This window comes from Enterococcus sp. AZ067, assembly GCF_051715005.1.
In the GTDB taxonomy this organism is placed as follows: domain Bacteria; phylum Bacillota; class Bacilli; order Lactobacillales; family Enterococcaceae; genus Enterococcus_D; species Enterococcus_D casseliflavus.
Map to the genome: position 1 here is coordinate 93,305 of NZ_JBIOSY010000002.1, position 25,253 is coordinate 118,557.

The following is a 25,253-nucleotide window of genomic DNA, read 5'->3' on the forward strand; positions in this document are numbered from 1 at the left end:
CTCCATTAAATTGATCGTTAAAAACTCGTATTTACACGAAACTAAGTAATATTAAAGTAATGATCATAACTATCCATTTCATTTATTTGCTCCTCACAGATTTTATTAGAATTTAAAATTCCACTTCATTATAGTTTGATTTAATGAATATAGAAAAAAAGTCTTAAATATACGACTTTATTTCTTTTGTTAACTGAAATGACGTAAGATACACTTGTATAAATATAAGAATAAGAGAATCAATCCTTTGGAAAAGGCTAGTCAATACAACCAAGAGTTGTTAATGCCTACATGCATTGCAGTTTTATACTCTATTATATAGAAGCTGGTTAAAAGTAAGATTGAACGTGTTCGTTTGATATGATTTATGCCGACCAAGCTTTAAATTATATTTTGAAATGATAATAGTTTATACTTACAACAGTTATTTCATATTAAATTGTCTTAAACTGATCCGATTAATTTTCCTCACTTAATATTTTTACAAAAAACGAATTCTATTTTATACCACATTAGGAGCTGAATCATATGAACAGATTATTACACAGAGATTTAGAGACAAAAAAAATTTTCATTGGGACCTTCATCGTAATACTTGGAATAGTCGGACTATTATGGGGACCATCAATAGTCAGTATTCTTGCACTGACAGTCACAGGTTTTATTGCTTTTCGCTATGTTTATGGGCCGGGTAGTATAAAGTCCCTTTTTTCTAAACCCACTGCACCAATTAAAAACTTCCTTCTGTACTTCTTTTTAAATATTGTTTTGAGTTTTGTTATATCTTTTATTCTACAAAAAGTATTGCAATGGAACCTAGAAGGAAATTCTGCTACAGAAGCTTTTCAACCCTTACTATTTATTGTTCTGCCTATAATGATTATGGGGGAAGAACTCTTTTCTATTTTCTTTTTGTCCATCTTTTCTAATAAATTCCGTCTTCCACTTGCTAGCTTACTTTCAGCAATACTATTTGCATTAATACATTATTCCACTTATGATAATGGCAATATCATTCATACTTTGGGGCATATCCTTTTGTTACAAGGAACAGCGAGAATTCTCTTTAATCAAGCTGCTATTAAAAGTAATTCTTTAATAACTAGTTATGCAGTTCATTTAATTTTTGATTTCACTGCTATCATTGTAGCTTTTTTCTTTGGCTAATATTCATACTGGCCAGCCTAATTAGGGCTGGCTTGTTTATTCCATCGGATTGCTGAGTAACTTGCTTATATATAACCAAAAAAATTAATATTTTTATTGTTTTTTATTTTTATCTCTATACTTATCTTGGTTTTATCAAATAAAAAGGAGTGCTGATATTGAAGAAAAATTCATCTGTTATTCTATTTTTTTTAACCATAATTATTGCCATCTCTTACTTGTTTCTTTCTTATACTGGTTTAAACACTAACGTTTTATCTGTATTCGGAACTGTTTGGAATTTCTTGTTATCAGCTTTAGCGGGGTATTTCTTATTGAAGACTGAGTTTTTATCTCAGTTTAAACATTTCAGTATCAAAGTTTTACTTTGGGGCATACCATTAGTTCTGATTTCTGGCTTCTTCTTTTCTTGGATGTATGTTCATTTTTTCGGTCAAACCACATCTAATTCTATTTATGGAACCATCTCATGGACAATGTATTTTTTACAAATACCCTTTATGCTTTTGGGGGAAGAATTGGTAAGTACAAATATTCTTTTATCTCTTCAAAAAAGAGGAATATCTTTTTTCTGGTCTACAATTATTTGTAGCTTCCTATTTTCTATGTGGCACATCACTTCATATGGTTTTAATCCACTACAATTAGTAATGACTTTGATGCCTGCAAGACTTGCTCTAAATTATATTTGGAAGAAATCTAATAGTGTATGGATTAGCTGGATTTGTCATTTCGTATATGATTCTTTTGGACTTTTAAGTTTCCTTATAAAATAAAAATGGTTCTTCGACATTTAGTGTTGGTAGAGAAAGATACAACTGAAAATTTAGTCATAATCAGTTAGGCAGAGTGCTTAACTGGTTTTTATTTTACTTGGAAGATCAAGCCTTGAATGAGATAAATTCTTGCTCGAAAGTTGTGGGAATTTCGATAGCCGTAGGCTACTCGTTTTATCACTTTTATCTTGTTGTTTATTCTTCTCTCACTAAATGGCAAGTTATGATTCTCTAACTATTTCCCCACAGTATTTCTGTAAATTCCGATTTTCAAATGTGGTTTTGAGCATGCGGTTATAAATATGAGGTCAGAAACTTTTAAGTTTCTGACCCCTTTATCGTTCCCTGAATAGTTTCCGAAATATGAAAAACTCAACTATTTTTATTTATCACATTTTTTCTTTCATTTATAAGATTGGAAAAATATTCCGTTTGTTGTTTGGTCGTCAAAGAGCTTATTGCGTGATTAACTAATTTTTCTACAGCCGTTTCTCCGTATTCGCCTTTTATAAAATCTATAAAAGGGATACTCGGCCTGTAAGCCCGTGCTAATACGGTTTGCGAATATTTAATCTCTCCTACTTCCAAATATCCTTTATCGAATAAACTTCGTATCACAACAGCAGCTGTATTCTTGTTCAATTCAGGCATTTTTTCTAATATCTCATGTTTAGTTAACGATTGATTGACATCATAAAGACTATAAAGAATTTGATATTCAGATTTACTCAATCCTAGCATAATAGTCCACCTTATCCTTTTTAGATTATTCTCTATTTGTAAAATATATGAATAACCGCCAGTAAAAATACGTATATAATAGTATCTAATATAATCCATTGTTTTCTGCCCTTAGTTGCTTTTGTAGAAAAGAAAAAACTTATACCATATAGGATTAAAAACAACGCTGATAATGAGTAACCGTTCAACCACTCAGTTAAGGTTAAATCTATCAGGATTAAAATTAGAGGTACCGTATATAACCATGTATACCACTTTCTCAAATGGTATGGCAGCTTATTAAAATTTGAAGCCATTCATATATCTCCTTTTGAATAATATTAAAGTCTAATATAGAATACACCTTATGAAAGTAAAAATAAAGCTTCGCATTTTTTTATTACTGCAATCGGCAGAATAAGAATTTATTACTGACAAAAACTGTTCTTCACTAACACTTCTAGATCATTCTAGCAAATCATCTCCATAATATTGAAGTGTAGGCATTTCAAGTAAGTTATCTTCTACGGTTTAATTTTCTTTCTTCCTTACACAGTTATTTATAATGTACCGGACGATAAAATAGTCCAAAAAAGAAATTGAGTTATAATTATGTATATAATATTTTTTTGAATAGTTGTTAAATAGAAAGTATCGAGGTATATAATGAAAAAAATTATCATTTCAACATTATTAGCTATGTCTTTCATCTTTTCTGGCTGTTCTGTCTTAAATGGGGATGAGTTTCCATCAGTCACAAATAGCTCGTTCACTATTGTGATTAACGACACATATGACATTGTACAGACATCTGCTACAACGAGCGATTTTGTTAAAAACAGAAAAATCCATCAGATGGAAGTAATCGTAGATGAAGTTGATAAATTAAATTGGAACGAAAAATATGTTGTTCTTCAAGATTATGATGGCGAATACTATATATATGATATGGATACTGAAGAGTTATCAACGTTTTCAGATTACCAAGAATTTAAAGATCTACAAGATAAATTGTCCTTTCATTTGGATCTTAAAGAAAAGAATGATTTTGATAGAGTCGAGTAGTTCTTAAAATATACAAAAAAAGAAAAGGGTGTTTATATGTTTAAAAAAGTGTTAGGAACAATTACTATTATGGGAGGTATGTTGGTATTTTTCTCAAATCCAGTAACAACTTTTGCCGACAATTTGGCAGATGAGATCGCTAAAGGTAATCCTCAAGTTTCGGAACCGATTATCTCAAATAGCTCAAACTTAGAAATCACTCCTGAAACACAAAGTTTGATTGATAACTATGTTGCTGAATCTTCTGGTAATCAAGATACAATTAACGAAATCATTGAAAACTGTAAACAAAGTGGCATAATTAGTTCTCAAGAAATGAATAAGGCGATATCAGATTTCATTTTATCTGCGACAATAGATTCCACGCAGCTTGAAGAAGCTCTTGTTTCAGCAAATGAACTAGTCAATACATCTGAGAGTAGAGTATCAACTAGCCGTGCAGCTGTTGACCCTATCAAACTTGCTAGGTCCGGCTGGGCAGCAGGGATTGCGATTGTTAGAAACGAAGGCTATCCTAATACTGCTATGTATATGAAATATGCAGAAGTCCCTAGTTTCTTATCTCCTTCACCTGCGAAACATGTATCTAACGGAAATGCTTGGGCTAAAAACGTTGTATCTGGTAATGATATTTTAGGGAGCTTTTACTCAGAATACAAAGCTTGGGTGCGTGGAACAAGCAAGACAAAAACAATAAAAGGAACATTTGCTTTTACAAGTGGAGACAAGTACTATGCATTACACAATGTTAAATATTCATATTCCTTTGTGAGACAGTCAAACGGATCGGTTAAAACAACTGGTGTAGTAACAGACGTTTATGATTTTGCTCCTTCTAATTACGAAAGTATTAAAGTAGGTTTTGCTAACAATTATGCTTACGCAATGCAATCATTAGGACTAATCAAACCCTTTAACATCGAAATCAAACACTCATTTTAAATTGAATAGACAAAAAAAAAAACAGACCATTTCATTGGTCTGTTTTTTCGATCTCATGATTAATTTAATAGAATGTCATTAAGAAGTGTCCTTTTAAAGTCTAATACTTAAATGCAATTCTCTAATATACGATTTAAAAAAATTATCTTACAATTCTTGATCCTTTTTATATCCAATCATCCAAGTTAATCCAAAGGAAACGGCAAATGCGACTAGATTGACTAAGATATACAATGGCAATTGTTCATTCAGATAGAGCAATGTTCCAGGTATACCTGTCAAAGCCATTCCGGTTGCTCTTAAGTGTAGCAACGATGCTAAGAAGCCTCCTACTCCGCCACCAATCATTGACATGATAAATGGTTTGATAAGACGTAATGTTACACCAAAAACAGCAGGTTCAGTAATTCCTAGTGCAGCGGATAACGCTGATGGATAAGCGATTTGCTTCATTTTCGGAGAGACGGACTTGATTGCTACTGCTAGTACTGCTCCCGCTTGTGCGATATTTCCACAAGTTCCAATTGGGTTTAGGTAATTCCAACCATCTTGCCCTAACATGCTGATTTCTAAGAAATTCAAGATATGATGAATACCAAAGATACCCAATAATTGTCCAAAACTACCATAAATCAATCCTCCGATTCCAAGAGGAAGATTTAATAGAAATTCTACTGCGTGCAAAACGCCAATTTCCACTTCATGGAAAATCGGTCCAATAATGAATAATGCCAAAATAAGTCCTGTTAATAATGTCAAGAATGGCGTCAAAATTAAATCTAGTGAATCTGGAATGCGTTTTCGCAATAATATTTCAATTTTTGAACCTAAAATCCCTGTTACAAAGGCTGGCAATACCGAACCTTGATAACCAACTACCTTAATAAACCCAAAAAATACTAGTGGCTCAGCTGCTTGCTGTCCTACCTCATAAGCATTCGGTAATACTGAACTTACGAGCATTAGCCCTAATACAATCCCCAAAATAGGTGTTCCGCCAAAAATTTTAAAAGTAGACCAAGCGACTAAAGCAGGCAGAAAGGCAAAAGCCGTATCTGTTAGAATTTGCGTGATCATCAGAAATTGTTGGGGAATGTCATCTGGAGAAAGACCGACAACACCTAAGACGGCTTCTTGTGTAAATAGTCCTCGCAACCCCATAAAAAGCCCCGTAGCGACTAAAACTGGGATAATCGGAACAAACACATCCCCAAATATTCTGATCGCCCGTTGAAAAGTCATTTTTTGCTTTTCTGCCGGCTCCTCAGCGATATCTTTTCCTGAACCGTCGATAAGTGGAACAAATTCTTCGTACACTTTATTCACTAACCCTGTTCCTAATATGACTTGATATTGTCCTGAGTTAAAGAAGCTCCCTTTTACTTTATCAATGTCTTCGACAGCCTTGATATCAATTTTGTCCTTATCGTACGTAATGATTCTAAGTCTGGTCGCACAATGCGTCACTGATTGAACATTTTCATTTCCGCCAACTAGTTCCAAGATTTTCTTCGCAATATCTTTGTTATTCATTTGTTATCCTCCTTAATAATTATAAAACATAACCGAACCGTTGTGACTCAAATTCTGATAATATACGTCTCTCTTGAGATTATTGCTGAAGGTTCTCATTGAAAAAACATACTCGCCATCATTGATGAACACTTCCATTGCTGAAGTATCATTAAAAATTTGCAGTTTGAATAGTGAACTCAGTTCAATTCTCTTGGCTTCGCTTTTCCCTGAAACCCAATTGATTCGGCTAATCTCTAAGAAACCGTCACTATAGTTGATCGTATTCATTTCCGAGTTTAAACTCAATGAAAAGTCAGAGCTTGATTCATTAAATTCAATAATCATTTCATATGCGCTATTTTGATTTTTGATTAAATGACTTTTATTTTTAAATTCTTGCTGATCTTTTCTTAATACTTGATATTCTTCCAGCGGGACTTGGTAAAGATGATTATTTTTCCATTTCAGCTCTCTAGGCATCGTCAGACAATGTAAGTAACCATCTATAAGCGTAGGACAATTGGCTTCTTCCTCGTCATCCATCCGAGACATCCAAGCAGTCAAAATACGCCGATCCTTATCATCTTTAAACGTTTGTGGGGCATAAAAATCAAAACCATGATCTAACTTTCTCAGCTCTTCTTTTTCGATAAACTTCTTTTGCAGATAGTCGATTTTCCCAACTAAATACCCCGCATAACTAGAAAGCGATAAATCCGTTTCTTCAATAGAGGTTCTTTTTTGTGGACATACCATTAAGATATCTACATCATCAGACAAAGAAAATACATCCGGACACTCACACATCTGATCCAATTTTTCATCTGAATAAAACTCACCATTAAACTGCCAATTGACTAGATCACTTGATTCAAATAATGTGATGGCTCCACCATTGGCTTGCGTCTGTGTACCTACGATCATCCACCACACCCCATTTTTTTCCCAAACCTTGGGATCGCGATGATGCTCGGTATAACCAACAGGTGTCTCGATGACTTGATCCTTCTTAATAAAAGTTCTTCCATCTTCAGAGTAGGCAATTTTCTGATAACTTTTTCTTTTTCCATGTTTTTTACTATTTCCTGTATAGAAAAGATACATTTTTCCATCTTTTTCAATCGCGCTGCCTGAATAGATACCACCTTTATCGTCTTCTAAATCTGGTAAAATGGCTGATCCTTGACTCTCCCATTTCACTAAATCTTTGGAAGTAAATAGTCCCCACTCTTTATAATTATGATTCGTTTCGAAGCGATTCCACTGATGAAAAAAATAGTACATCCCTTTAAATTGGATTAATCCATTTGGATCATTTAATAATCCTTTTGCCGGCTCTATATGGAAAGAATTCTTATGCTGATTCTCCAAATTCCCTTATACCTCCTTTTAATAAATTGCATTAATGCGTTTTCATATCCTTGGTTGATGAGATCTTAACATCCTTTAATAGATTTGGAATATGGAAAAAATTAATGGATATATGGAAATTTCTAAGATAGACATTATTTGTTAAGCGTTACCATGTATAATAAATTTATGAATAATAATCTGAGAGAATATACAGATAAGTTTACTGACTTTTCGAAAAAGAGTATCTCAGACTTCATTTTATACAACAGCGGAATAGAATATTGTGAACCTAATTATAGCTATGGTCCGAAACGAAGAGACTATCACTTTATTCACTTTGTAAAGGAGGGCAAAGGTCTGTTGGAAATTGAAGATCAGAAAATTGAAGTCCATGAGAACCAAATCTTTATCGTACCGGCCAATATCGTTTCTACCTATACAGCTGATAAGCAAAGTCCTTGGAAGTATTCTTGGATTGGTTTCACCGGTATTGAATCTGTTAACTTTGTTCAGACCTTGATTCAATCCAGTCCAGCTAATTTTGTTATGGACTGTTCGGATGCTTCCTTCTATGAAAAGAGAATTGAAGAGATCATTGAGCTAAATCAAAATACACTGGCTTCTTACTTTAAGATCAATGGCATTATGTATGACATCGTAGGAACCCTTTTAGGAGAATGCGAGATAAAAACAGTGAAAAATCTTGAAACCTCCCCCTCTTTTCAAGCAATACGATATATGGAGCTGCACTATCATGATGATATTCAAATTTCTGATATTGCCTATTCTGTAGGTATCCATCCAAATTATTTGTCCGCCATGTTTAAAGAAGAAATCGGCGTTTCGCCTAAGAAGTATTTGACTAATTTAAAAATCAATAAAGCCAAAAAACTATTAACGGAAAGCGACGATCCAATCAACTTGATTGCAGGATCGGTTGGTTTTGCCGACGCCCTTTCCTTCTCAAAATTTTTTAGAAAAGAACTGGGACTCTCCCCTACTGAATTTAGAAAGGATCACAACTAATCATGCGAGAACTCATTCACTATGACTCAGAAAAAAACACCTTCACACTATCAAACAATCACGTTACCTATATTATGGAAATCGTGGAAAACAATTATCTTGTTCACCGTTATTGGGGTAAAAAGGTCGATAGTTATCACTTCAGTAATCGACCAATTTTAAAAAAGCGATCCTTTGCAGCTGCACCTACTATCGAAAAGCCTGAAATTTCTCCCGAATTTCTGCCATTAGAAATATCATTCCCTCATCAAGGAGATTACCGAAGTGCTGCTGTACAAATTCAACAAGAAAACGGAGAAGAGATAACCAGGTTATGCTATAAGAACTATGAAATCAGAAATGAAGCCGTGGAGCTAACAGATTTGCCTCATGTTAGAAACACAGATGAGCCAGCACAAACGTTGATTATCTTTCTATACGATCAGGCTTCGAAAATCGAACTGGCTTTGTACTATACGATTTTTGAAAATTCTCCTATGATCGTCCGCTCCTCAAGCGTAAAAAATGATGGTATCCATTCGATAAAGATTTCTAAATTATTGAGCGCTTCAATTGATACCAGATATGATCAACAGTTTTCGACGACTTTTTATGGAACCCATCAAAAAGAATTTCAGTTAAATCGAAGTGAGATTCAGCATGGTTTATTCAAGATTGGAAGCTCAAGAGGAGCAAGCAGTCCGCAATATCCTCCTTTCATCGCTTTATCCAAGGATGCAAACGAATTTCAAGGCGAAGTCCATGCGATGACAGTGATTTACAGTGGAAATCACGAAATAACCCTAGAAAGAGACCAATATAATCAACTACGAATGCAAATCGGAATAAATAGCGAGACTTTTTCATGGAGATTAGAACCTGGTGAAACTTTTTATAGTCCTCAAGCCATCTTGTCTTACAGTGATGAAGGCTTCAATGGCAGCTCGCAGAATTTCCATCATTTCTTTTCTAATCATTTGATCCATCCTGCATGGAGAAATAGAGAACGCCCTATTCTGATTAATAGTTGGGAAATGACCTATTACGATGTAAATGACAAGTTGATCACTGATTTAATTGATGCTGCGAATGATTTGGGGTTTGAAACAGTGGTATTAGACGATGGTTGGTATGGAAAGAGAAACAGTAGTAAAACGTCCTTGGGGGATTGGCAGGTAGATACAGATAAATTTCCTAATGGCATCGAATCATTAGTTGATTATGCAAAGCAGAAAAATATTGGGTTTGGCATCTGGTTTGAACCCGAAATGATTTCTCCTAATTCTGAACTGATCCAAAAGCATCCTGATTGGGTCATGAGAAGCAAAAAATATGAGCCGTTACTAAGCAGAAGTCAATATGTACTAGACCTTACAAAGCAAGAGGTCCAACAATTCATTATCAAAACCTTATCAGAGACTATCACAAAACTTCGGGTGAATTATATTAAATGGGACATGAATCGCCATATATCTGACCCTTTTTCTCAGGATTCAACGTATGAGCCTTCAGAGTACAGTCATCGTTACATGCTAAGTCTGTACAACATCATCAATAAGTTAACGAACGCTTTTCCGGATGTACTTTTTGAAAATTGTTCCAGCGGCGGTGGTAGATTAGACCCAGGAATGCTCTATTATTTTCCGCAAACATGGATCAGCGATAACACAGATGGTCTGGATCGACAGCAAATTCAATATGGAGCTAGTCACCTATTCCCTGTTTCATCAATGACCGGTCATGTTTCCGATGTGCCGAACCACCAAACAAATCGGATCGTTTCCTTTGAAACGAGAGCAGCTCTCGCGTCTTCCACCAATATGGGCTATGAGATGGATATTATTCATTTGACTGAGGATGAAAAAGAATCTGTTCGGAACCATTTGAAAGAATACAAACGTGAAAGAACACTTATTATGGAGGGAGAATTTTACCGACTGTTCTCTCCTTTTGATGGAAATATTTGTGCATGGCTGTTCACGAATAAAGAACAAATCCTTATTTATGTCTTCCGCAATACGTATAAAGTATTCGATCTAAGCCTATTGGTCAAGATACCTACTCTGGACAGTAATGCCCTTTACCGAGACGAAACCACTAATCAAGTATATTCGGGATCAGAGTTGTCTAATTGCGGATTGGCTTTGGAAAATACTAAAGGCGATTTCATCGTCAAAAGAATAAAACTAGATAAATTAGAAACGGAGCGTGTTTAAGATGTTTTTCAACAAGAAAAAAGAAGATATTTTTGCGCCGCTCAACGGTCAGATAATCAAACTAGAAAACGTCAATGATCCTGTTTTTTCTTCTAAAGCGATGGGAGATGGATTTGGGATTGAACCTGAAGAAAATCACATCTACAGCCCAATCATCGGCAAAGTGATTAGTGTATTTCCGACCAAACATGCGATTTTATTGGAAACAAAAAAAGGACAGTCTGTTCTAGTCCATATTGGGATTGATACAGTTGAATTAAACGGTCAAGGAATCGATGTCCATGTTGCTGAGGGGCAAAAAGTTAGCGAAGAGACATTGCTGGCAACAGTTGACCTTCCGTTTATCTTAGAACAAGGAAAACAGACGACTGTCATCGTTGCATTTGAGGATATTGCATCAATCGAGTTGATCAATAATAACCACGTAAAAGTCCATGAAAAATTAGGAGATCTATAGGTTCAAAGGAGAAAAGTTACTTATGTCTTATAAAGTACAACCCGAACGATATCTAAAAATGAGCTACCAAAGAGTTTGAGGGTCCGTAAAGAATTTTGTGTAAGTTCAATACTATTGAACAATCAAAAAAATCTAATAGTGAAAGGTCTATTTGTTGTACTCATTTTTTGGACTTAACTGTTATAAAATATTTTTTTGATTTAGCTAATTTTCACTTGACTCTATATAGTTAGTCTTTCTTAGTGTATGTTTTAACCAGGTATTCCAATAGACTCACTGGTTTCTGAGTTGGATGGAAAGTGTGCATTGATTCTTTATCAAAACGCAAAACATTGTTCGGATAGCCTGTGTATTCCTGGACATACGCTTTTTCTGCCAAGGATTCTGAATGATAAATCGACCCTTCCGTGGTGTTTCTCACTCTTAACTTAGGTTGTTGAATCCGTTCCAATCCTTGAGGATAATAGATCGCAGATCCTTTGGAAAACACAGAGATCGTTTCCACTGATCTCATCGGCTGTTTTTTCGCAAATGCAAAGCCGGTCGCCGTATTTTTCACCCAATACCAATCATACTTGTAATCCTTGAAGTTACTCATTCGCAGTTGAGTAGAAAAAGGTTCTGCACCAAATAAAACGATCGCACTATTTCGTTTCTATGTTCCATGTACCCCGTAATTAGTAAATAAAAAACCTCTTGAACATGCAAGAGGCTTTTTGCTAGTTATTCATTTTTTATAATATCCATGTTACACTCATTCAAAAGATCTAGAATCTACCATAATACGGAAATAAAATAATAAGATAGGACAATCAATATAAACAGCAGTAACATTAAACCTACATACCACCAATTTTTTTTGGAATAGTTGGATTCTTTATCTGTCCTTTTTCCTGCAACCCATTTCCATAGATCAAAGTTATTCATATTCTCAGACTCCTTCTCAGATTCCAGTTGAATAATGTCCGATATACTGAGCTCCGCCCACATAGCTTACACGTTCTAAATGACCAATGTACATATGAGTTGAGTATACAGCTGGAGGATATTGTCCAGGAGGAAATAATATACTGAACTTAAACACCTGAACACGAGATTGGATACCACCTTGCTCCTCAAATCCTATGATTTTTGGCTCGGTTATTTCTCTATCGCTACTACTAACAATGACATTTTCCGAAGCACTTACCGGTTGTCCCAAAGTGTTAAATGAAATAATTCCAAAAAGCACCACTACAAAACAAGAAATCCATTTTCCTTTTCTACTCATATTTACTCAACTCCCAATACAGTATTTTTACACTGTCATCATAACACGAAAGCGCTATAATTACAAAATTAAACTAAAACTTATAAATTAATTTATAAGTTTAATCTACAGATCACTGCTCATTAAGTCATATTTCCCTTTGCTCAAAATGATCATCCTACCAAAAACACTATAAAGTGTATCTAGATATAATACACTTTATAGTGTTTGCATGCGCTATATCTATAATATCAATTCAGAAATTAATCTGCTGTATGAACAAGACAGGCGTAAACATATCCATCTTTTTGCTCGCCATGACTATAACTAAGCACAGCTTCAATTGGTGTTATTTCTATTTTAGTCACATTTGTTGCTTGTGCGTACGATTCTCCATATTGTTTCGCTTCATTTTCTGTGAAAAATATTTTCCCTTCAGGAATTTGATTATCTTTGAAGAGGTAAGATTCTACTGCTCCCTCGTAGAATCCGCTATCAATATTTTTCTCATGGTCAATTTCAGAATCGCTCTGTTCTTCATTCAACTGTTTTTCTAATCGATCGATTTTCTGATCCATCACTTCAAACCTTTGCTTTTGACTTTCTAGAGCACTCGTCAAACTTCTAAAATAAATAGAGATTGAGAATACCAGAACGGCCAAAGAAAGATACGACAATACTCTTATTATGATTTTCCTATAGTTTTCCAACTAAACCTCTCCTATCTAACTACCTTTTTCATCTATTTTAACACTAGAATAATCAATTTATCCTGAAAAAATCAGATTATTGAATCTTTGCTTGTCCGGTGTGATAATCAATCGTAACGCCATCTTGGACATTATATATCAATACATTAAATTGAACTTGGTCGTCCTCTATACTTTGTGCTTCCAGCTGAACAGCTCTCGCAAGCAATTCTCTTTCCCTAAAAACTGGTGTGACACGATAGCGAATGTGATTATCAGTATTTCTAAGATAATTGGCAACTTCATTTTCAAATTGAACCATGTAGATTTGATTCAGCTGTTGCGTACCAGTGAATAAATTTTTCCAGTTATCGTTTTCACCGGTCATTTGAAAGCCAATTAGATGGCTTCTATTATAGAGCCAAACATTATTTTCAAGTTTTTTCTGATTCCATCCCGAGGGATACACGTTTGATATATCGCCTCGTTCTTCTGTCGGCATCATCGATTGGTGTAGCATTGCATCTGCAACCCCAACTCTATTGAGGGAATCGAGGTCCGAAAATTTTTGCCAAGTTCCTGCATCGATCGACATCTCTTCAGCGGTGAATGATGGCACATTATTATTAATTCTAACAACTACATTGTGACCGTCAAAATCAGAAATATTTTCAACCTCTTCAGCTGATATTTCTTCCTGATAGGTCCATTCATCTAAAAAGCTTGGTAACTGAATATCGACTTCCGATAAATCAATTAATGAAGCCGTAAATCCAAGCAGGCTGATTAACGCTGCTAGTATAAATTTTGACTTATGTTTCATTAAAATCTCCTTGTATTAGTGTTATTCATCTAGTCATTTATTTTGGTAGATAGCAGAATCACCAGGGCTCTTCTGGATCAAAAGGAAATCGAGCCACTTCCTTGTTGGTTGAGTTAAGTTTAAATGTTACTATCTTGTTTTTTATTTCATAATTCAACCCCAGAGATATACAAGCGCCCATCATCTTACCTTCGGCATATATGACTTCTGGGGGTTTTCCTAAAAGTGTATTTCCATAGGTTGATTTTGCATGGACGTATTCATAAACGATTAATTCTAACAACTCTTCTCTATCCATTCCTGCGCTTTTCAAAAACATTAAAAATCACCTCGATTCACCTATTTTTGACAATAGCTAACCTAGTTACTAAAATATTTTTGCAATTGCTCTCCGATCCAACGCCCCATGTTCACAGGTACTGCATTTCCGATCTGTCTATATGCATCGTTTTCTGTGCCTTCAAATTTAAACCAATCTGGAAATCCCTGAAGCCGCTGATATTCCAAAACAGTATATGGTCGTATTCGGTTTCCGTCATCAACTAATCGAGTGCTACGATCTTTAGCATAATGCGCCACACAGGTGGGAGCTTTACCTTCTCTAGTTGTGATAATAGGTTTATCCCGATATCCGCCATTCAACCGTTTATAAACATATTCAGGTATATGAATTTCTGGATCATCTTCTAAAATATCTCCAACGGTCACAGGTATTTGATCAATAGCAAGCGGATATTCTAAATTATTGAATGGTTTTCTAGTGCCAATGACAATCAACCTTTTTCGCTCTTGTGGAAGCCACCAGTTAGCATTGACTGGGCATTCTACTCGGACGTAGTAATCTGGCAGCTTGGTCAAACATTCCATTACTACTTGAAATTTTCTCATCCCTGGAACGTTCTCAATAACATAAGCCTCGGGCTTCGCTAAAGCTATATGACGAAAGAAATGTAAGAATAAATCATCACCCGTCCTTGTCCCGCTGATAGCAGCAATATTCGAATACTTCGTACAAGGAAAAGTGCCGATATAAACATCTGCATCTTGTTGATCTAAAACGGTAATTTGAGTTATATCACTTTGATTGATCGTATGTTCAAAATTATTTTTCAGTGTTCCTGCAGCTTTTGAATCTATTTCATATGATTCAAGGATATGAATTCCAGATTCAATCATACCTAGATCCATACCGCCTGCACCGCTAAAGTAACTTTTTGCCGTTATCAACTCATCACTCCTTCAGTTGGTAATTTCTGTTTTTTTGTAGATATGACTCTACTACCACACCTATAATTTTCGCGACTTTATCAACTATCGTGATCTTCTGACTAAGGTAACCCAATCCACATAACGATCACTTTTTCCCACTGATATCCTTCAACTCGCGCAACCGCTCTTTTTCCGATTGCTTTCGATAGCGGATGATTTTCATCTAGTGATTGAACCTCGTTTTCAATAGCGTCCATTTCTTTTTCAATTAACTCTTCTTCATCTTGTGATTTAAAAAAGATTCTTTCCCCGTTATCCCATATATAATCGATTTCAGATTTTCCAACTGAACCCATCCATGAAGCAAGCCCATCATCTTCCGCTATTTCTGAATTCACCAAGGGCACGATTCGCACTTCTGGATTTTCTTCAATAAAATCAAGTAAAAATTGCACATTTTCTTTTTGAACTTCAATTTCTGTTCTCATAATAAGGTTCCTCATTTATTAGTTGTTAATTTCTACCATCAGCCGACTTCAATGTCCCAACGTTTATCACCAAACAAAGATTCAAGCTTCTTGTTGATCACTGCCAGCTTCAATTCGCTTTCTGATATGACCAGTAACAAATCTTTTGGTGATCCGCAATAAACCGTATCGGGAGTTTCAACTCTGCATTCAACTTTTCTAATTTTCAAAGCTTCCTTCTAAGTTTCCATAATTTGCCTTTCTGCTATCTCTGTCTGTCAGCAACTAGATTTTTTAGTTCTTTTCGGGCCTTGTCAGTTCGTTTTACAGCTGACTTATACACTTCAGAATCTCTGCTATATCCTAGTGATTCGAGTTGTGACAAATCTCTTTCCAACTTTTCTACCCACATTCTTTTATGATCCATCTGGCTATATCTCATATCAAATTTCTCCTTCTATTAGACGAGAAACTGTGGCCGTACTGCAGCCACAGCTTCCTATTATTTAAAAATCTATTTCCACTTTCTGGTTCCTAATTTCTCTGCACATTCATCGCAAAGGTATCCAATATTCAATGCTCGATAGGGTTGGTAAGTCAGGCTCCGATTACAAAAATCGCAAAACCCAAAATCGTCTTCCTCACTAGATAAATCCAATAGCGGACTTAAGCGTTGAATGTTAATTTCTAATGTTACATCGCCATTCTTAGTATAAGCAATGCAATAAGCAATCGGATAAGAAATCTCTACTATCCTTATCCACGTTCCTTCAGCTAGTTCATGTTCTGAAAAAACAAAATCGCTTCTTAGTCGGTATTTCTTCCCTTCCGCAATACTCATGACAATACGTCCTCACGTTGCTTGTGAACAGATTTCTTTGTCATTATTACTTTTGGAATGCTTACCTCTCCTCTTTGCATCGGAATTAATACAGGTGACAACTCATAAGCCATAAATTCACGATCTATCGCTTGATCAATGAAAAATCCAACAAGTGTTAAAATAAGTTGGCCCTCTTTAAAGATCATAAAGTCATTGTCAAAAGGACTACGAGTAGCTATGAAGGCAGCCAAATTTTCAGTGGTTCCTTCGATTTCGTATAAAGTATAAGGATCAGATTTTCTGTATGCAGTGTATTTCATAATTCCTCCTAGATTTTAAGGAGTCACAACTACAGTAGGATCACTTTTCTTCTTTCATTATTTCATCAACAAAGGCCGTTAAACTTGCGGCATTATCAAATCTCATAAGGTCAATCGAAGAGCGTTTCTTCCTTAAATCTGTAATTGTAGTTAATTTAACTCCCGATTTTTCGTTGATTTGTTTTCTTGATATTCCACTTTCGAATAATAACCATTCGATTTTCTTTTTATCAGCGTACATGCTTGTGTCCTCCAGTTAAGGAGTGTAGCGAAAAGATTTGCTACTACTCTCTTTTATGATATATTTTGAGTAGTAGCATGCCTGCTTGGTTTTGTTACTGTGCGCTTATTCTGTGTCAGCAGAATAAGTGCATTTTTTATTACTAAAGATTATCAAGCCTATAAAACCACTCCTATTCTTATAAGATTTGATTTAACACATAAGTCGGTATACCGACTTTATACATCTATTATAGATCGGTATACCGACTTTATCAAGTCTTTTTTTCAATTTTTTTCTTTAAAATTCGAATAGATCAAGTTGTGTTACATTAGTCTTTATACGCTCAATAGCCTTATCATAATATATTTTATTTGTTTCAAAACCAATAAACTGTCGGTCAGTATTTAAGCAAGCAATCGCTGTCGTTCCACTTCCCATGCAGTTGTCTAGGATCAAGTCACCTTTTTGAGAATATGTCTTAACGAGATATTCCAAAAGAGCGATCGGTTTTTGTGTCGGGTGAAAGATATTAGTCGTTTCTTTGTTATATCTCAATACATTGTTTGGAAACCCTGTAAATTCTTGTATATACTCATTTTTGCTCAAAGAATCTGTTTTATAAATTGAATCTTCGGTTGCCTTTCTACTTCTTAATTGCGGCTGAGAAAGGTTCTGCAAGCCTTGAGGATAATAGGCAGTTGTTCCTTTAGAGAAAACCGAAATCGTCTCTACCGATCGCATAGGCTGTCTTTTAGCAAATGTAAATCCTGTAGCAGTGTTCTTTACCCAGTACCAATCATATTTGTAATGCTTTAAGTTACTCATTCGTAATTGCGTAGAAAATGGCTCAGCCCCGAAAAGAACGATCGCACTATTTTCCTTTGCTATCCGCAAATACTGTGACCACAACTGATCCCAAGGAATTATATTGTCCCAAGAACAAGAAGTTGTCCCATACGGCAGATCACAAATGATTGCATCTACCGATTCATCAGGAATTTTTTTCATTCCAGATAAACAATCTTCTAAGTAAATCCTATTATTTTGAATCATAGACTACTCCTCTACGATTCAGGCCTGAATCAATTTTATCAAGTCTTGATAAGATTACTTTACAGGCTAAGTAGTTCACTTAGAGATTGAAGATCAGTCACAAAAAGCTTGTCACATGTTGATACAAAGGTGTTTCGCTATAAAATAGATCACCGATACTGTAACCGAATTTCCAGCTTGTTTGTACAACTGAGAATTGGATACTTTCACCTCATAATCACAGCTGTAGTGATCTAGTTTTTCTTTTATAATTTTCTTAGCTATTTCTCGGCTGCCAAACTTAGCAGCCAAAAAGGCCCAATCAGGAAAAGCTTGAAGCCTCCAACATTCCAAAGGGGTCAGTTTCCTAATTTGAAAATCATCGGCCACTACTGCTTGCTGATCGCTAGTAACAATCGTATGAGCTTCTTGTTTCCCAACTCTTCCACGCTTAGTGTTCGATTTAGGATAAGCAAAATTGATACTGTCACCAGCTACAGCGGACGTGTCCCCTTTTTTCGTAGCTTCTTTCACAACAATCTTCGGTTCCTGTCCGCCGCCTTGCATTGTGTTTAAAGTAGGACAGATTCCTTCAGGCGAATACACACTAACTGCTGATCGATACCGGCCATCAATTTGTCCTTCAACAATAATTCCATGTCGATCCTGTACAGTCAGTGTGAACATTTCTTCTCCATTACTTTTAATTCGGCGTCCATTTTGTCTAACTACGTCTTTGTCAGGTGATAGGATCGGAATTGCTACTTTAGTACCCTCTCCTTTATTCGTAGTGAGTGTAGGAGCTATACCATTAGAACTGAAGGTCTGACCATTCATACCATTTCCGCTAGGATTCACGTTGCCAATGACAATTTGTTTCGGCGTTTTATAATCAGTAGCCGTCAAGGTCCCCATTAGTCCATCCGTATAATAGGTCCGCTCTCTCAAATTCGTGTTTAAGTTATTTCGTTTATTTGTCGTTCCAGCTATGTTGATTTTTGCTGGTTCTTGATCAGCTGATTCTTTTTCTCCTGTGAGAGGTAGAAACTGTCTGGCACCTTATCCTCTAAAATGTCCGATAATAAAGATACGTTCTCGGTTTTGTGGGACAAAATCTTTGCTGTTAAACACTTGCCACGAAACGTCATACCCCAATTCATCCAGCGTTCTGAGGATCGTCTCAAACGTAGCCCCTCCTTCGTGATTGAGGAGTCCTTTGACGTTTTCAAGGAATAGATAGCTAGGTTGCAAAATCTTTGCGAAGCGTGCAATTTCAAAAAAGAGAGTTCCTCTAGTATCACTGAAACCTCTTCTTTTTCCTGCAAGGCTAAAAGCCTGGCAAGGAAATCCTCCTGTGATAACGTCCACACGTCCGATTCGTTGAATAAAGTCGTCTGATAGTTTTGTAATGTCATGCATTTCCACCTCTTCTCTTGTATCGAAAATAGCTTTATAGCTTTGTCGAGCATGTTTGTCAATCTCACAAAATCCAGCACATTTATGGCCGGCTCTCTCCATTCCCATACGAAATCCGCCTACTCCAGCAAACAAATCAATAAAAGTTAATGACTTTTTCCCCTTCATCCATAGTTCTTTCCCACAGCTGTGTTTCAGTTATTCAAGCTTGTAAGACAACTATAATCAGCGGTCGGATTGGTAAAGGACACGAGATTTCCTCATAAATGTTCTTTTTTGAGTAGAGTCTCCATCACATTGTTTCTTTTCTTTCTAAAAGTTTCAGAGCTGAGGTAAACTGTACAAGTGCCTTCTTAGAATCTGTCAGGATAATGTTTTTCTGGTAATGGATCCTATCACTTACAGTAGAAATTGAAAGTCCGTATAGGTATCTCAATAAAAAAATCTTCCTTCTTCTATCAGTAATTTCAGGTTTGTACGGGTGATTGATAGCCAAATACCCCGAGATAAATATTCTATGAAGATATTCAAACTCTTGATAGATAGGATCTCCCATAAGTTGTTTTGGTATGTCTTCGTGGTGCAAGAAAGAATAGGTTTCATAAATTTTAGGAGCTGCAGAGATCCCTAATTTTTCTCGAACACTTTTATACTGTGAGAGAAATATTCCTAATCGTTCTTTCGTTGTCTCCCACTCGACAGCGGATTCCGCTGGTAACTGGTATTTTGTCACATCGAATAGTTCCATTTTTCCCTCCAAAATATAAAAAAGCATCACCTAACCGTATTGGATAGGTAATGCTTTTTTTGCTAGTTTTTCATTGATCCTATATCTCAGGCTCCGGATCATCTTCTTTGGATCTAAGCTCAGATTTAATTCTATAAGTAGATATATCCTGGCCTTGATTGAGATCATCGATAGGTTGACGTAAATACAGTTCTCGTTCTTTTTTTGTAGGAAGTGTGCTATATAGTCGTTCAAACGCCTCTCTCTCTTCAGACACACTTTTTGCTCGATAGAAAGACATCAAGTTAACAGTAAACTCCAAGCGCTTGATATCATGAAACGGAATCATTAGATAGTTTTCAGTCTCCAGTGATCCATATGCCGCGTTAGCTGAAATCAAAGCTGTGCGTTTGTTCCCATCTTGAAAAGCCTGTAATTTTGCAAGACGAGCAAAAACCATCCAGGCATCTTTCTCCGTTTTTTCTGACTCGTTGAATTGATCTACAATTTCCTGTAAGTCCCCCCTTGTAATGATTTCTTTAGGTACATAATATTCTTGGCTGGCCTGATCAATTACGATCGCAATTCGATCATCTTCGTTGTAATAAGAATTTCTCAAATGTCCTGGAAGAATAGGTTGTTCATCTGACGGGGAATCAAATTGCTTATTTACTTCGATAATACCATCTACAGAAAATCCTTTTTCCTTAATTGCATTAATTCCTTTTAGACTATCTACAAAAATGGCTATATCATCCATATTTTGCCGCAGAGGTTTCGTAGATTTCAAATCTAGTGCTTTCTTTGTTTGATAAACAGAGCTGCCGTAGTTATTCAAACTACCAAGCGACTGTATAAATTTAGCGAGTGCTGTGTTATCCATATAATCCCTCCTAAAGAGTATTCATTCTTTCTAAAAGAAAAAAGACTTAGTTTTAAAAAATCCTTGATCATAAAATTCAAATTGTGGTTATTTTGATTCATGAGATCTAAGTTTATTTGCTTTCCATTGTTACTAACTACTTATATCATAGCACGTCCAAAGCTCGCAATTAAACATTATGAGTACTATTTTTCTATATCTACTGAATCTGACAATCCTTTTTCCGTCAAAATACCTAGTGCCGCATCATAAGTCTTCAGTTGCTTCTCAAAAAGCTTCACTTGTTTTTCTAGTTCACTCTTTTCAGCATGCAGTGCTTTTACCTTCGCAGCTTGCTCCAGGTTAGAAGGATCAAATTTTAGTTTTTCGTTTGCTCGATATAATTTATCATTCAACGCCGATCTGGCTTCTTGTACAATTTCGTAATTGTCGTAAAAATCTTGCCCTAAAACTTTCGGTACTTGCTCACTACTAACCTGCCTTGCAGATAGAATATTAAGCGCCGCCACCATTTCTCGAACATTCTGAATAGCAGAATTTTTCCGTTTTGGAACAAGACCGCTTTCTCCTGAAAGGTAACTGGCCAAAGAAGATCCTATGACAAATTTATTTTTTTGAACTTTCTCTTCACTCCAAAAATAGAAGATATCTTTGTAATTAAAATGGGCCTCATAGCGGCCGTCTTTTAATTTTTCTAACATGTAATCAGGAATTTTGACAACTCCAGTCTCATAACGACCATAGGCAATTTCAACATAAATACCTGTAGTTGTATCTCTTTCGATCTGCCAAGGTTCAATGACAAAAGTTAGATCTGGTAAAGATTCTTTTTCTGCTTTGTGATCCGCATATTTTTTCGCAATATCTCCTAAAGCAAAAACAGCTTCAGGTTTATTTTTACTTGTACGCTCAATAATGTTTTCTTCATTATAGATTCGGTGCTTTTTATTTAATGTATAATCCCGAGCAGGACGTGTTTGCGGTTCATCCAATAACTTGTAATTAATCACTTTCCCGTGCTCTTCAGAATTATGATTTGGATCCACAGAAAGATTTAGTAATTTAGCTTTTGCTAAAAAATTATCCCAGCTAGTGCTATGAGTTAACAAGAAGTTCAAACGTTCCTTTATTTCAACTCGATAAGCATTCTTTCTTCGATACTCCTGATATTTTTTATAGGAATTCCGTTTAGGTGTATCTAGAATCATTGCCCCATGATAATCAGCCACTTTGTCCGAATAATTCCTTAAGTGAGCAGCCGTACCTCGCTGCCATCGAAATTTTTTTAGGTCGACACTAGAAGTAGTGTTAAAGATAATGTGATTATGCAAATGATCTTTATCAACATGAGTTGCTATCACAAATTCATAATCTTCGCCTAAAAATTCGAGTGCAGTCTGCCTTCCAATTTCATGTACTTCTTCAGCCGTTAAATTATCAGTTGGATCAAAAGACTGAATAATGTGCCTAGCAATAACTTCTTCATTTGATTTTTTATTGTTCAGCCCTTTGACATTTTGAGCCAATTTCCTTGTCATATTCATCTCAAAAAAAGCGTTATTTACTGCATTTATTTTGTGGCCACTAGTCAACGTCTGATTCTTCGTTTTTAACGGATCTAGAATATATTCGACTGCTCGTTTTAAGTTTTTTTCTTGTTTGATAGTAAGTGTTTTTGTCGTTGGCATGTCACTCAGACCTCGTTAATTTTTGAATCTCTTGCAATAATACTTCCTGAGCTTTTATATAGTTCGACTGAATTTTAACGAATTCCGAAACAAGATACTCTACATCTTCCTTTTCTACAATATCTGTTTGATTAAGTTTATGAGCAATTTGGTTTATGTTATTTCCAATTTTATTGAGTTCGTAAACGTACTTTCCTGTCTCAGCCAAAGATTCCTTGAGTGACGTAAAGTCTATTTTTATCACACGACCATTTAGCGCCATCAAACGGATATAATTAGACATAGTGCCAAGTCCGGCAACTTGTTTATTCATGATAATCTGTTTTCTTTCTTCAGGTGTAACCATCAACAATATTGGCTCAGACCTGTATCTATTCGCTTTCTTAGTCATAAGTGTCCCTCCAATAAGGTGCTAAATCTGGCAAGCAAGGCTGTGCCTTGCTCAGAGCCGAACCCTAAAACCGTCCGCCCTGGAGGGGCGGGGTTTCGTCTCTGGCAAGCATAGCGAGTGTATATACACTCGCGAAAAAATAAAAAAGAAGGAGAACCCGAAAATCTACGATTTTCGAGTTCCCTCTTTTTTGTTTTAAACTTGGGGCATGCCCCAAACCCCATTTCTTTCGTTGCAGCGATCATTGGTAAGTGCTATCTTCCCAAAGATCTGTAATGAGCTTTCTAAAAGATTGCTCAGATAAACTTTTCAACAATTCTTCAAGAAATGCAATACTTGAAATGTGTATTGCGATCGTTTCATTTTCTATTTTTTCTAAATTTTTTCTTTCCGCATTCAATTGCCCTATTACTCCTTTTAATGGGGGAATAAGCAATTCTTGTTTCGGATTCTTTTCAAACCGCTGACAAACTTTCCAAAGATAGTACTGACTCAATGGTCTTTTTTTAATCGTCTCGATCATCATCAGTACCTTCAGAACTTTCTTTTACTTTTTCCAATAAATCTGAAATATTCACTGTAGAACCTTCTTTTTGTTCTGCTTTGTTTGCTTTGTCAGTGGAAACATTAGCCATTGCAAGACGTTCTAATTCTTTCGCACGTCTGATCTCTTCTTCAAAAGTTGGGCGAACATGATCAGGTTCTTTTTCGTACATATGCTCCGCAAACTTCCGAATAAACCTGTCACTTCTCACAATTAGCTCTGTAAGCAGTTGTTGCAATTTAACTTTACCATTTTTCAGTGAACGCAAATTATTCAGCACAGACAAATTCAACGGCAAAGGGTTCAAACCAAAAACTGCCATGACTATTGAAGTAATACTTTCATTTTCGAATCTTATTAAATCATCAGTTGGTTGTTTCTCTTTTTCTAGAATACAAATAATCAAGTCTGAAATGGTTTGTTCTTCACTTTGGTTTGACCTAAGTCGTATCGAATGATCGTCTGTTACTGACGTTACTCTTTCTTCGAAGACAATTGATTCAGGAACTGTATGTTCAAGTATCTCGAAAATCCTCTTTGGTGTGACTTCTTTTTTTTCGATTTCTTCCCTTCCTTCTGTTTCCGATTTTTCAAAATACGGTACAACGGGAAGTTGTTGTTTATTATCAAGGACTGTATTTTTTTCTTTCAGAATTTCTCCCGTTTCAGAATCAACCTTGAATTGTTCTCCCCCCAATAAAAAGACCGGTTCTGCATCTTCCTTCAACGTCCGGTTTTCTCGAATCCAGTCATTTACTTCTTTCGTTTCTGTCGCTTCCGCACGCTGATAAAGAAGTAATAACTGATTCATTAAGGAAAGGTTTTTTGTCTTGATCACACTTCTCAAGAATCGTTGATAGTTTTTGTCATGCGTCCAATCAAATAAACGATCAAGTACAAAGGAACTTATGGCTTTTGCATCCCCAGCTTCAAGCAATGACTGCAAAGTTTTATCTACTGTGAAAACTTCAGTTTCCTGTTCTTCCAATCTTTTTTCTAACAGGTCTAGCAACATTTCCTGAGTCTCTTTTCGATAATACTTTTGATCATTTCGATAGAAGTAGGCTAAAAACATCTGACGTGCTTTCTCAACTTCACTTTCTTCTGATTGTTTTATATTTCCTTTTGTCTTCAACCAAACCTCTTGAACAAATGCTTGTAAGAGAGCTTCCAAATCATAAGCCGCTAGTTTTGTTTCAGGTAACACAGTATCTTTTTTCAGATACTGTTGCCAGAAAGAAAATGGTAGTTTCTCAAACATCGACAAGCAACTGGAATAAAAATCAATCGTGATAGGAACGATCGGTAAATCTGTTTCTGCACTGATTTTTACGTTTGGATTAAATAAATGAGATACATCAAACAACGTTTGCTCAGTTAGAGGCGTTCTCGTAAAGAACGCCTCATCAATCACTTCATATGGAACCCCCAAAGCAGCAGCCGCATATTGAAATGCTTTTACAAATGAGCGGTTCGGTCTCTCTACTCCTTGTTGCTTCAAATAATCTAAAATACAGTGGGCATTAAAGGAAATATCCAATGCCGATAACTCA

29 protein-coding genes and 2 pseudogenes are annotated in these 25,253 nt (G+C 35.7%); 7 read left to right on the forward strand and 24 right to left on the reverse strand.

The genetic code is table 11. The annotated features are described in order from the left end of the window. Positions 1 to 528: 528 nt before the first annotated feature. Positions 529 to 1,167, forward strand: a complete 639-nt coding sequence (locus IGI82_RS18405) for a CPBP family glutamic-type intramembrane protease (protein ID WP_438842676.1) — start codon at positions 529 to 531, stop codon at positions 1,165 to 1,167. Positions 1,168 to 1,325: 158 nt separating this feature from the next. After that, positions 1,326 to 1,943, forward strand: coding sequence for a CPBP family intramembrane glutamic endopeptidase (locus IGI82_RS18410; protein ID WP_438842677.1), 618 nt, complete (start codon positions 1,326 to 1,328; stop codon positions 1,941 to 1,943). An 88-nt stretch (positions 1,944 to 2,031) separates the two neighbouring features. Here the strand turns inward: IGI82_RS18410 and IGI82_RS18415 are convergent. Continuing rightward, positions 2,032 to 2,142 (reverse strand): annotated as a pseudogene (locus tag IGI82_RS18415) (transposase); the annotation flags it as partial. A 173-nt stretch (positions 2,143 to 2,315) separates the two neighbouring features. Next, positions 2,316 to 2,684 (reverse strand): MarR family transcriptional regulator, encoded by a 369-nt coding sequence (locus tag IGI82_RS18420; protein ID WP_142960395.1) that lies wholly within the window; start codon positions 2,682 to 2,684, stop codon positions 2,316 to 2,318. A gap of 645 nt (positions 2,685 to 3,329) precedes the next feature. On the opposite strand from IGI82_RS18420, the gene IGI82_RS18425 reads away from it, so the two are divergent. Both IGI82_RS18425 and IGI82_RS18430 read left to right on the forward strand, forming a co-directional pair. Next, complete coding sequence (locus tag IGI82_RS18425) at positions 3,330 to 3,728, forward strand: hypothetical protein (protein WP_429864886.1); 399 nt, start codon at positions 3,330 to 3,332, stop codon at positions 3,726 to 3,728. Between the two features lie 36 nt (positions 3,729 to 3,764). Beyond that, a complete protein-coding gene (locus tag IGI82_RS18430; RefSeq protein ID WP_438842678.1) occupies positions 3,765 to 4,670 on the forward strand; it encodes a hypothetical protein in 906 nt (301 codons plus the stop codon). Between the two features lie 147 nt (positions 4,671 to 4,817). Here the strand turns inward: IGI82_RS18430 and IGI82_RS18435 are convergent, their stop codons facing one another. Continuing rightward, positions 4,818 to 6,203 (reverse strand): PTS transporter subunit EIIC, encoded by a 1,386-nt coding sequence (locus IGI82_RS18435; protein WP_438842679.1) that lies wholly within the window; start codon positions 6,201 to 6,203, stop codon positions 4,818 to 4,820. Positions 6,204 to 6,215: 12 nt separating this feature from the next. Further along, entirely contained in the window at positions 6,216 to 7,556 is a 1,341-nt protein-coding gene (locus tag IGI82_RS18440; protein WP_438842680.1) for a glycoside hydrolase family 32 protein, read from the reverse strand. A gap of 168 nt (positions 7,557 to 7,724) precedes the next feature. Between IGI82_RS18440 and IGI82_RS18445 the strand changes: the two genes are divergently transcribed. From IGI82_RS18445 to IGI82_RS18455, 3 genes are read left to right on the forward strand one after another with little or no spacing between them, the layout of a single operon-like run. Then, positions 7,725 to 8,564 carry an AraC family transcriptional regulator gene (locus IGI82_RS18445; protein WP_438842697.1) on the forward strand — a complete coding sequence of 280 codons (840 nt, stop codon included), beginning with the start codon at positions 7,725 to 7,727 and terminating at the stop codon, positions 8,562 to 8,564. Positions 8,565 to 8,566: 2 nt separating this feature from the next. Further along, the gene (locus IGI82_RS18450; protein WP_438842681.1) at positions 8,567 to 10,759 is read left to right on the forward strand and encodes an alpha-galactosidase; all 2,193 of its coding nucleotides are present in this window, start codon (positions 8,567 to 8,569) and stop codon (positions 10,757 to 10,759) included. A 1-nt stretch (position 10,760) separates the two neighbouring features. Beyond that, entirely contained in the window at positions 10,761 to 11,216 is a 456-nt protein-coding gene (locus tag IGI82_RS18455; RefSeq protein ID WP_438842682.1) for a PTS sugar transporter subunit IIA, read from the forward strand. Between the two features lie 229 nt (positions 11,217 to 11,445). Here IGI82_RS18455 and IGI82_RS18460 read toward each other — a convergent pair whose 3' ends face one another. The 20 genes and pseudogenes from IGI82_RS18460 to IGI82_RS18555 all read right to left on the reverse strand — a co-directional run. Then, positions 11,446 to 11,814 (reverse strand): DNA methyltransferase, encoded by a 369-nt coding sequence (locus IGI82_RS18460; protein ID WP_438842683.1) that lies wholly within the window; start codon positions 11,812 to 11,814, stop codon positions 11,446 to 11,448. A 345-nt stretch (positions 11,815 to 12,159) separates the two neighbouring features. Continuing rightward, positions 12,160 to 12,486: a hypothetical protein gene (locus IGI82_RS18465; protein WP_438842684.1), complete on the reverse strand. Its 327-nt coding sequence runs from the start codon at positions 12,484 to 12,486 to the stop codon at positions 12,160 to 12,162. A gap of 242 nt (positions 12,487 to 12,728) precedes the next feature. Further along, positions 12,729 to 13,175, reverse strand: a complete 447-nt coding sequence (locus tag IGI82_RS18470; protein ID WP_438842685.1) for a hypothetical protein — start codon at positions 13,173 to 13,175, stop codon at positions 12,729 to 12,731. 76 nt (positions 13,176 to 13,251) lie between these two features. Beyond that, positions 13,252 to 13,977, reverse strand: coding sequence for a DNA/RNA non-specific endonuclease (locus IGI82_RS18475; RefSeq protein ID WP_438842686.1), 726 nt, complete (start codon positions 13,975 to 13,977; stop codon positions 13,252 to 13,254). 58 nt (positions 13,978 to 14,035) lie between these two features. Further along, positions 14,036 to 14,296: a hypothetical protein gene (locus IGI82_RS18480; protein ID WP_438842687.1), complete on the reverse strand. Its 261-nt coding sequence runs from the start codon at positions 14,294 to 14,296 to the stop codon at positions 14,036 to 14,038. Between the two features lie 41 nt (positions 14,297 to 14,337). Then, positions 14,338 to 15,204, reverse strand: a complete 867-nt coding sequence (locus IGI82_RS18485; RefSeq protein ID WP_438842688.1) for a DNA cytosine methyltransferase — start codon at positions 15,202 to 15,204, stop codon at positions 14,338 to 14,340. A 101-nt stretch (positions 15,205 to 15,305) separates the two neighbouring features. Next, on the reverse strand, positions 15,306 to 15,674 hold the full coding sequence (locus IGI82_RS18490) for a hypothetical protein (protein ID WP_438842689.1): 369 nt from the start codon (positions 15,672 to 15,674) through the stop codon (positions 15,306 to 15,308). 38 nt (positions 15,675 to 15,712) lie between these two features. Then, positions 15,713 to 15,883, reverse strand: coding sequence for a hypothetical protein (locus IGI82_RS18495; RefSeq protein ID WP_438842690.1), 171 nt, complete (start codon positions 15,881 to 15,883; stop codon positions 15,713 to 15,715). 284 nt (positions 15,884 to 16,167) lie between these two features. Beyond that, positions 16,168 to 16,494: a hypothetical protein gene (locus tag IGI82_RS18500; protein WP_438842691.1), complete on the reverse strand. Its 327-nt coding sequence runs from the start codon at positions 16,492 to 16,494 to the stop codon at positions 16,168 to 16,170. Beyond that, on the reverse strand, positions 16,491 to 16,796 hold the full coding sequence (locus IGI82_RS18505) for a hypothetical protein (RefSeq protein WP_101699616.1): 306 nt from the start codon (positions 16,794 to 16,796) through the stop codon (positions 16,491 to 16,493). Before IGI82_RS18505 ends, IGI82_RS18500 begins: the two co-directional genes overlap by 4 nt. Positions 16,797 to 16,836: 40 nt before the next feature. Further along, positions 16,837 to 17,037: a hypothetical protein gene (locus IGI82_RS18510; protein ID WP_074934935.1), complete on the reverse strand. Its 201-nt coding sequence runs from the start codon at positions 17,035 to 17,037 to the stop codon at positions 16,837 to 16,839. 279 nt (positions 17,038 to 17,316) lie between these two features. Next, a complete protein-coding gene (locus tag IGI82_RS18515) occupies positions 17,317 to 18,072 on the reverse strand; it encodes a DNA-methyltransferase (RefSeq protein WP_438842692.1) in 756 nt (251 codons plus the stop codon). 111 nt (positions 18,073 to 18,183) lie between these two features. After that, positions 18,184 to 18,966, reverse strand: coding sequence for a DNA cytosine methyltransferase (locus IGI82_RS18520; RefSeq protein WP_438842693.1), 783 nt, complete (start codon positions 18,964 to 18,966; stop codon positions 18,184 to 18,186). Between the two features lie 147 nt (positions 18,967 to 19,113). Beyond that, positions 19,114 to 19,635 (reverse strand): annotated as a pseudogene (locus IGI82_RS18525) (DNA cytosine methyltransferase); the annotation flags it as partial. Positions 19,636 to 19,759: 124 nt separating this feature from the next. Beyond that, positions 19,760 to 20,215 (reverse strand): hypothetical protein, encoded by a 456-nt coding sequence (locus IGI82_RS18530; protein WP_074934940.1) that lies wholly within the window; start codon positions 20,213 to 20,215, stop codon positions 19,760 to 19,762. Between the two features lie 79 nt (positions 20,216 to 20,294). Further along, positions 20,295 to 21,077 carry a Fic family protein gene (locus IGI82_RS18535; RefSeq protein WP_101699676.1) on the reverse strand — a complete coding sequence of 261 codons (783 nt, stop codon included), beginning with the start codon at positions 21,075 to 21,077 and terminating at the stop codon, positions 20,295 to 20,297. Positions 21,078 to 21,262: 185 nt separating this feature from the next. Further along, entirely contained in the window at positions 21,263 to 22,765 is a 1,503-nt protein-coding gene (locus IGI82_RS18540) for a relaxase/mobilization nuclease domain-containing protein (protein WP_438842694.1), read from the reverse strand. Between the two features lies 1 nt (position 22,766). Next, positions 22,767 to 23,156: a plasmid mobilization protein gene (locus IGI82_RS18545; protein ID WP_174094092.1), complete on the reverse strand. Its 390-nt coding sequence runs from the start codon at positions 23,154 to 23,156 to the stop codon at positions 22,767 to 22,769. Positions 23,157 to 23,397: 241 nt separating this feature from the next. Next, positions 23,398 to 23,679: a hypothetical protein gene (locus IGI82_RS18550; protein ID WP_074934948.1), complete on the reverse strand. Its 282-nt coding sequence runs from the start codon at positions 23,677 to 23,679 to the stop codon at positions 23,398 to 23,400. Beyond that, positions 23,663 to 25,253 (reverse strand): hypothetical protein (locus IGI82_RS18555; protein ID WP_438842695.1); only part of this gene is annotated, 1,591 nt, incomplete at its 5' end. The genes IGI82_RS18550 and IGI82_RS18555, both read right to left, overlap by 17 nt.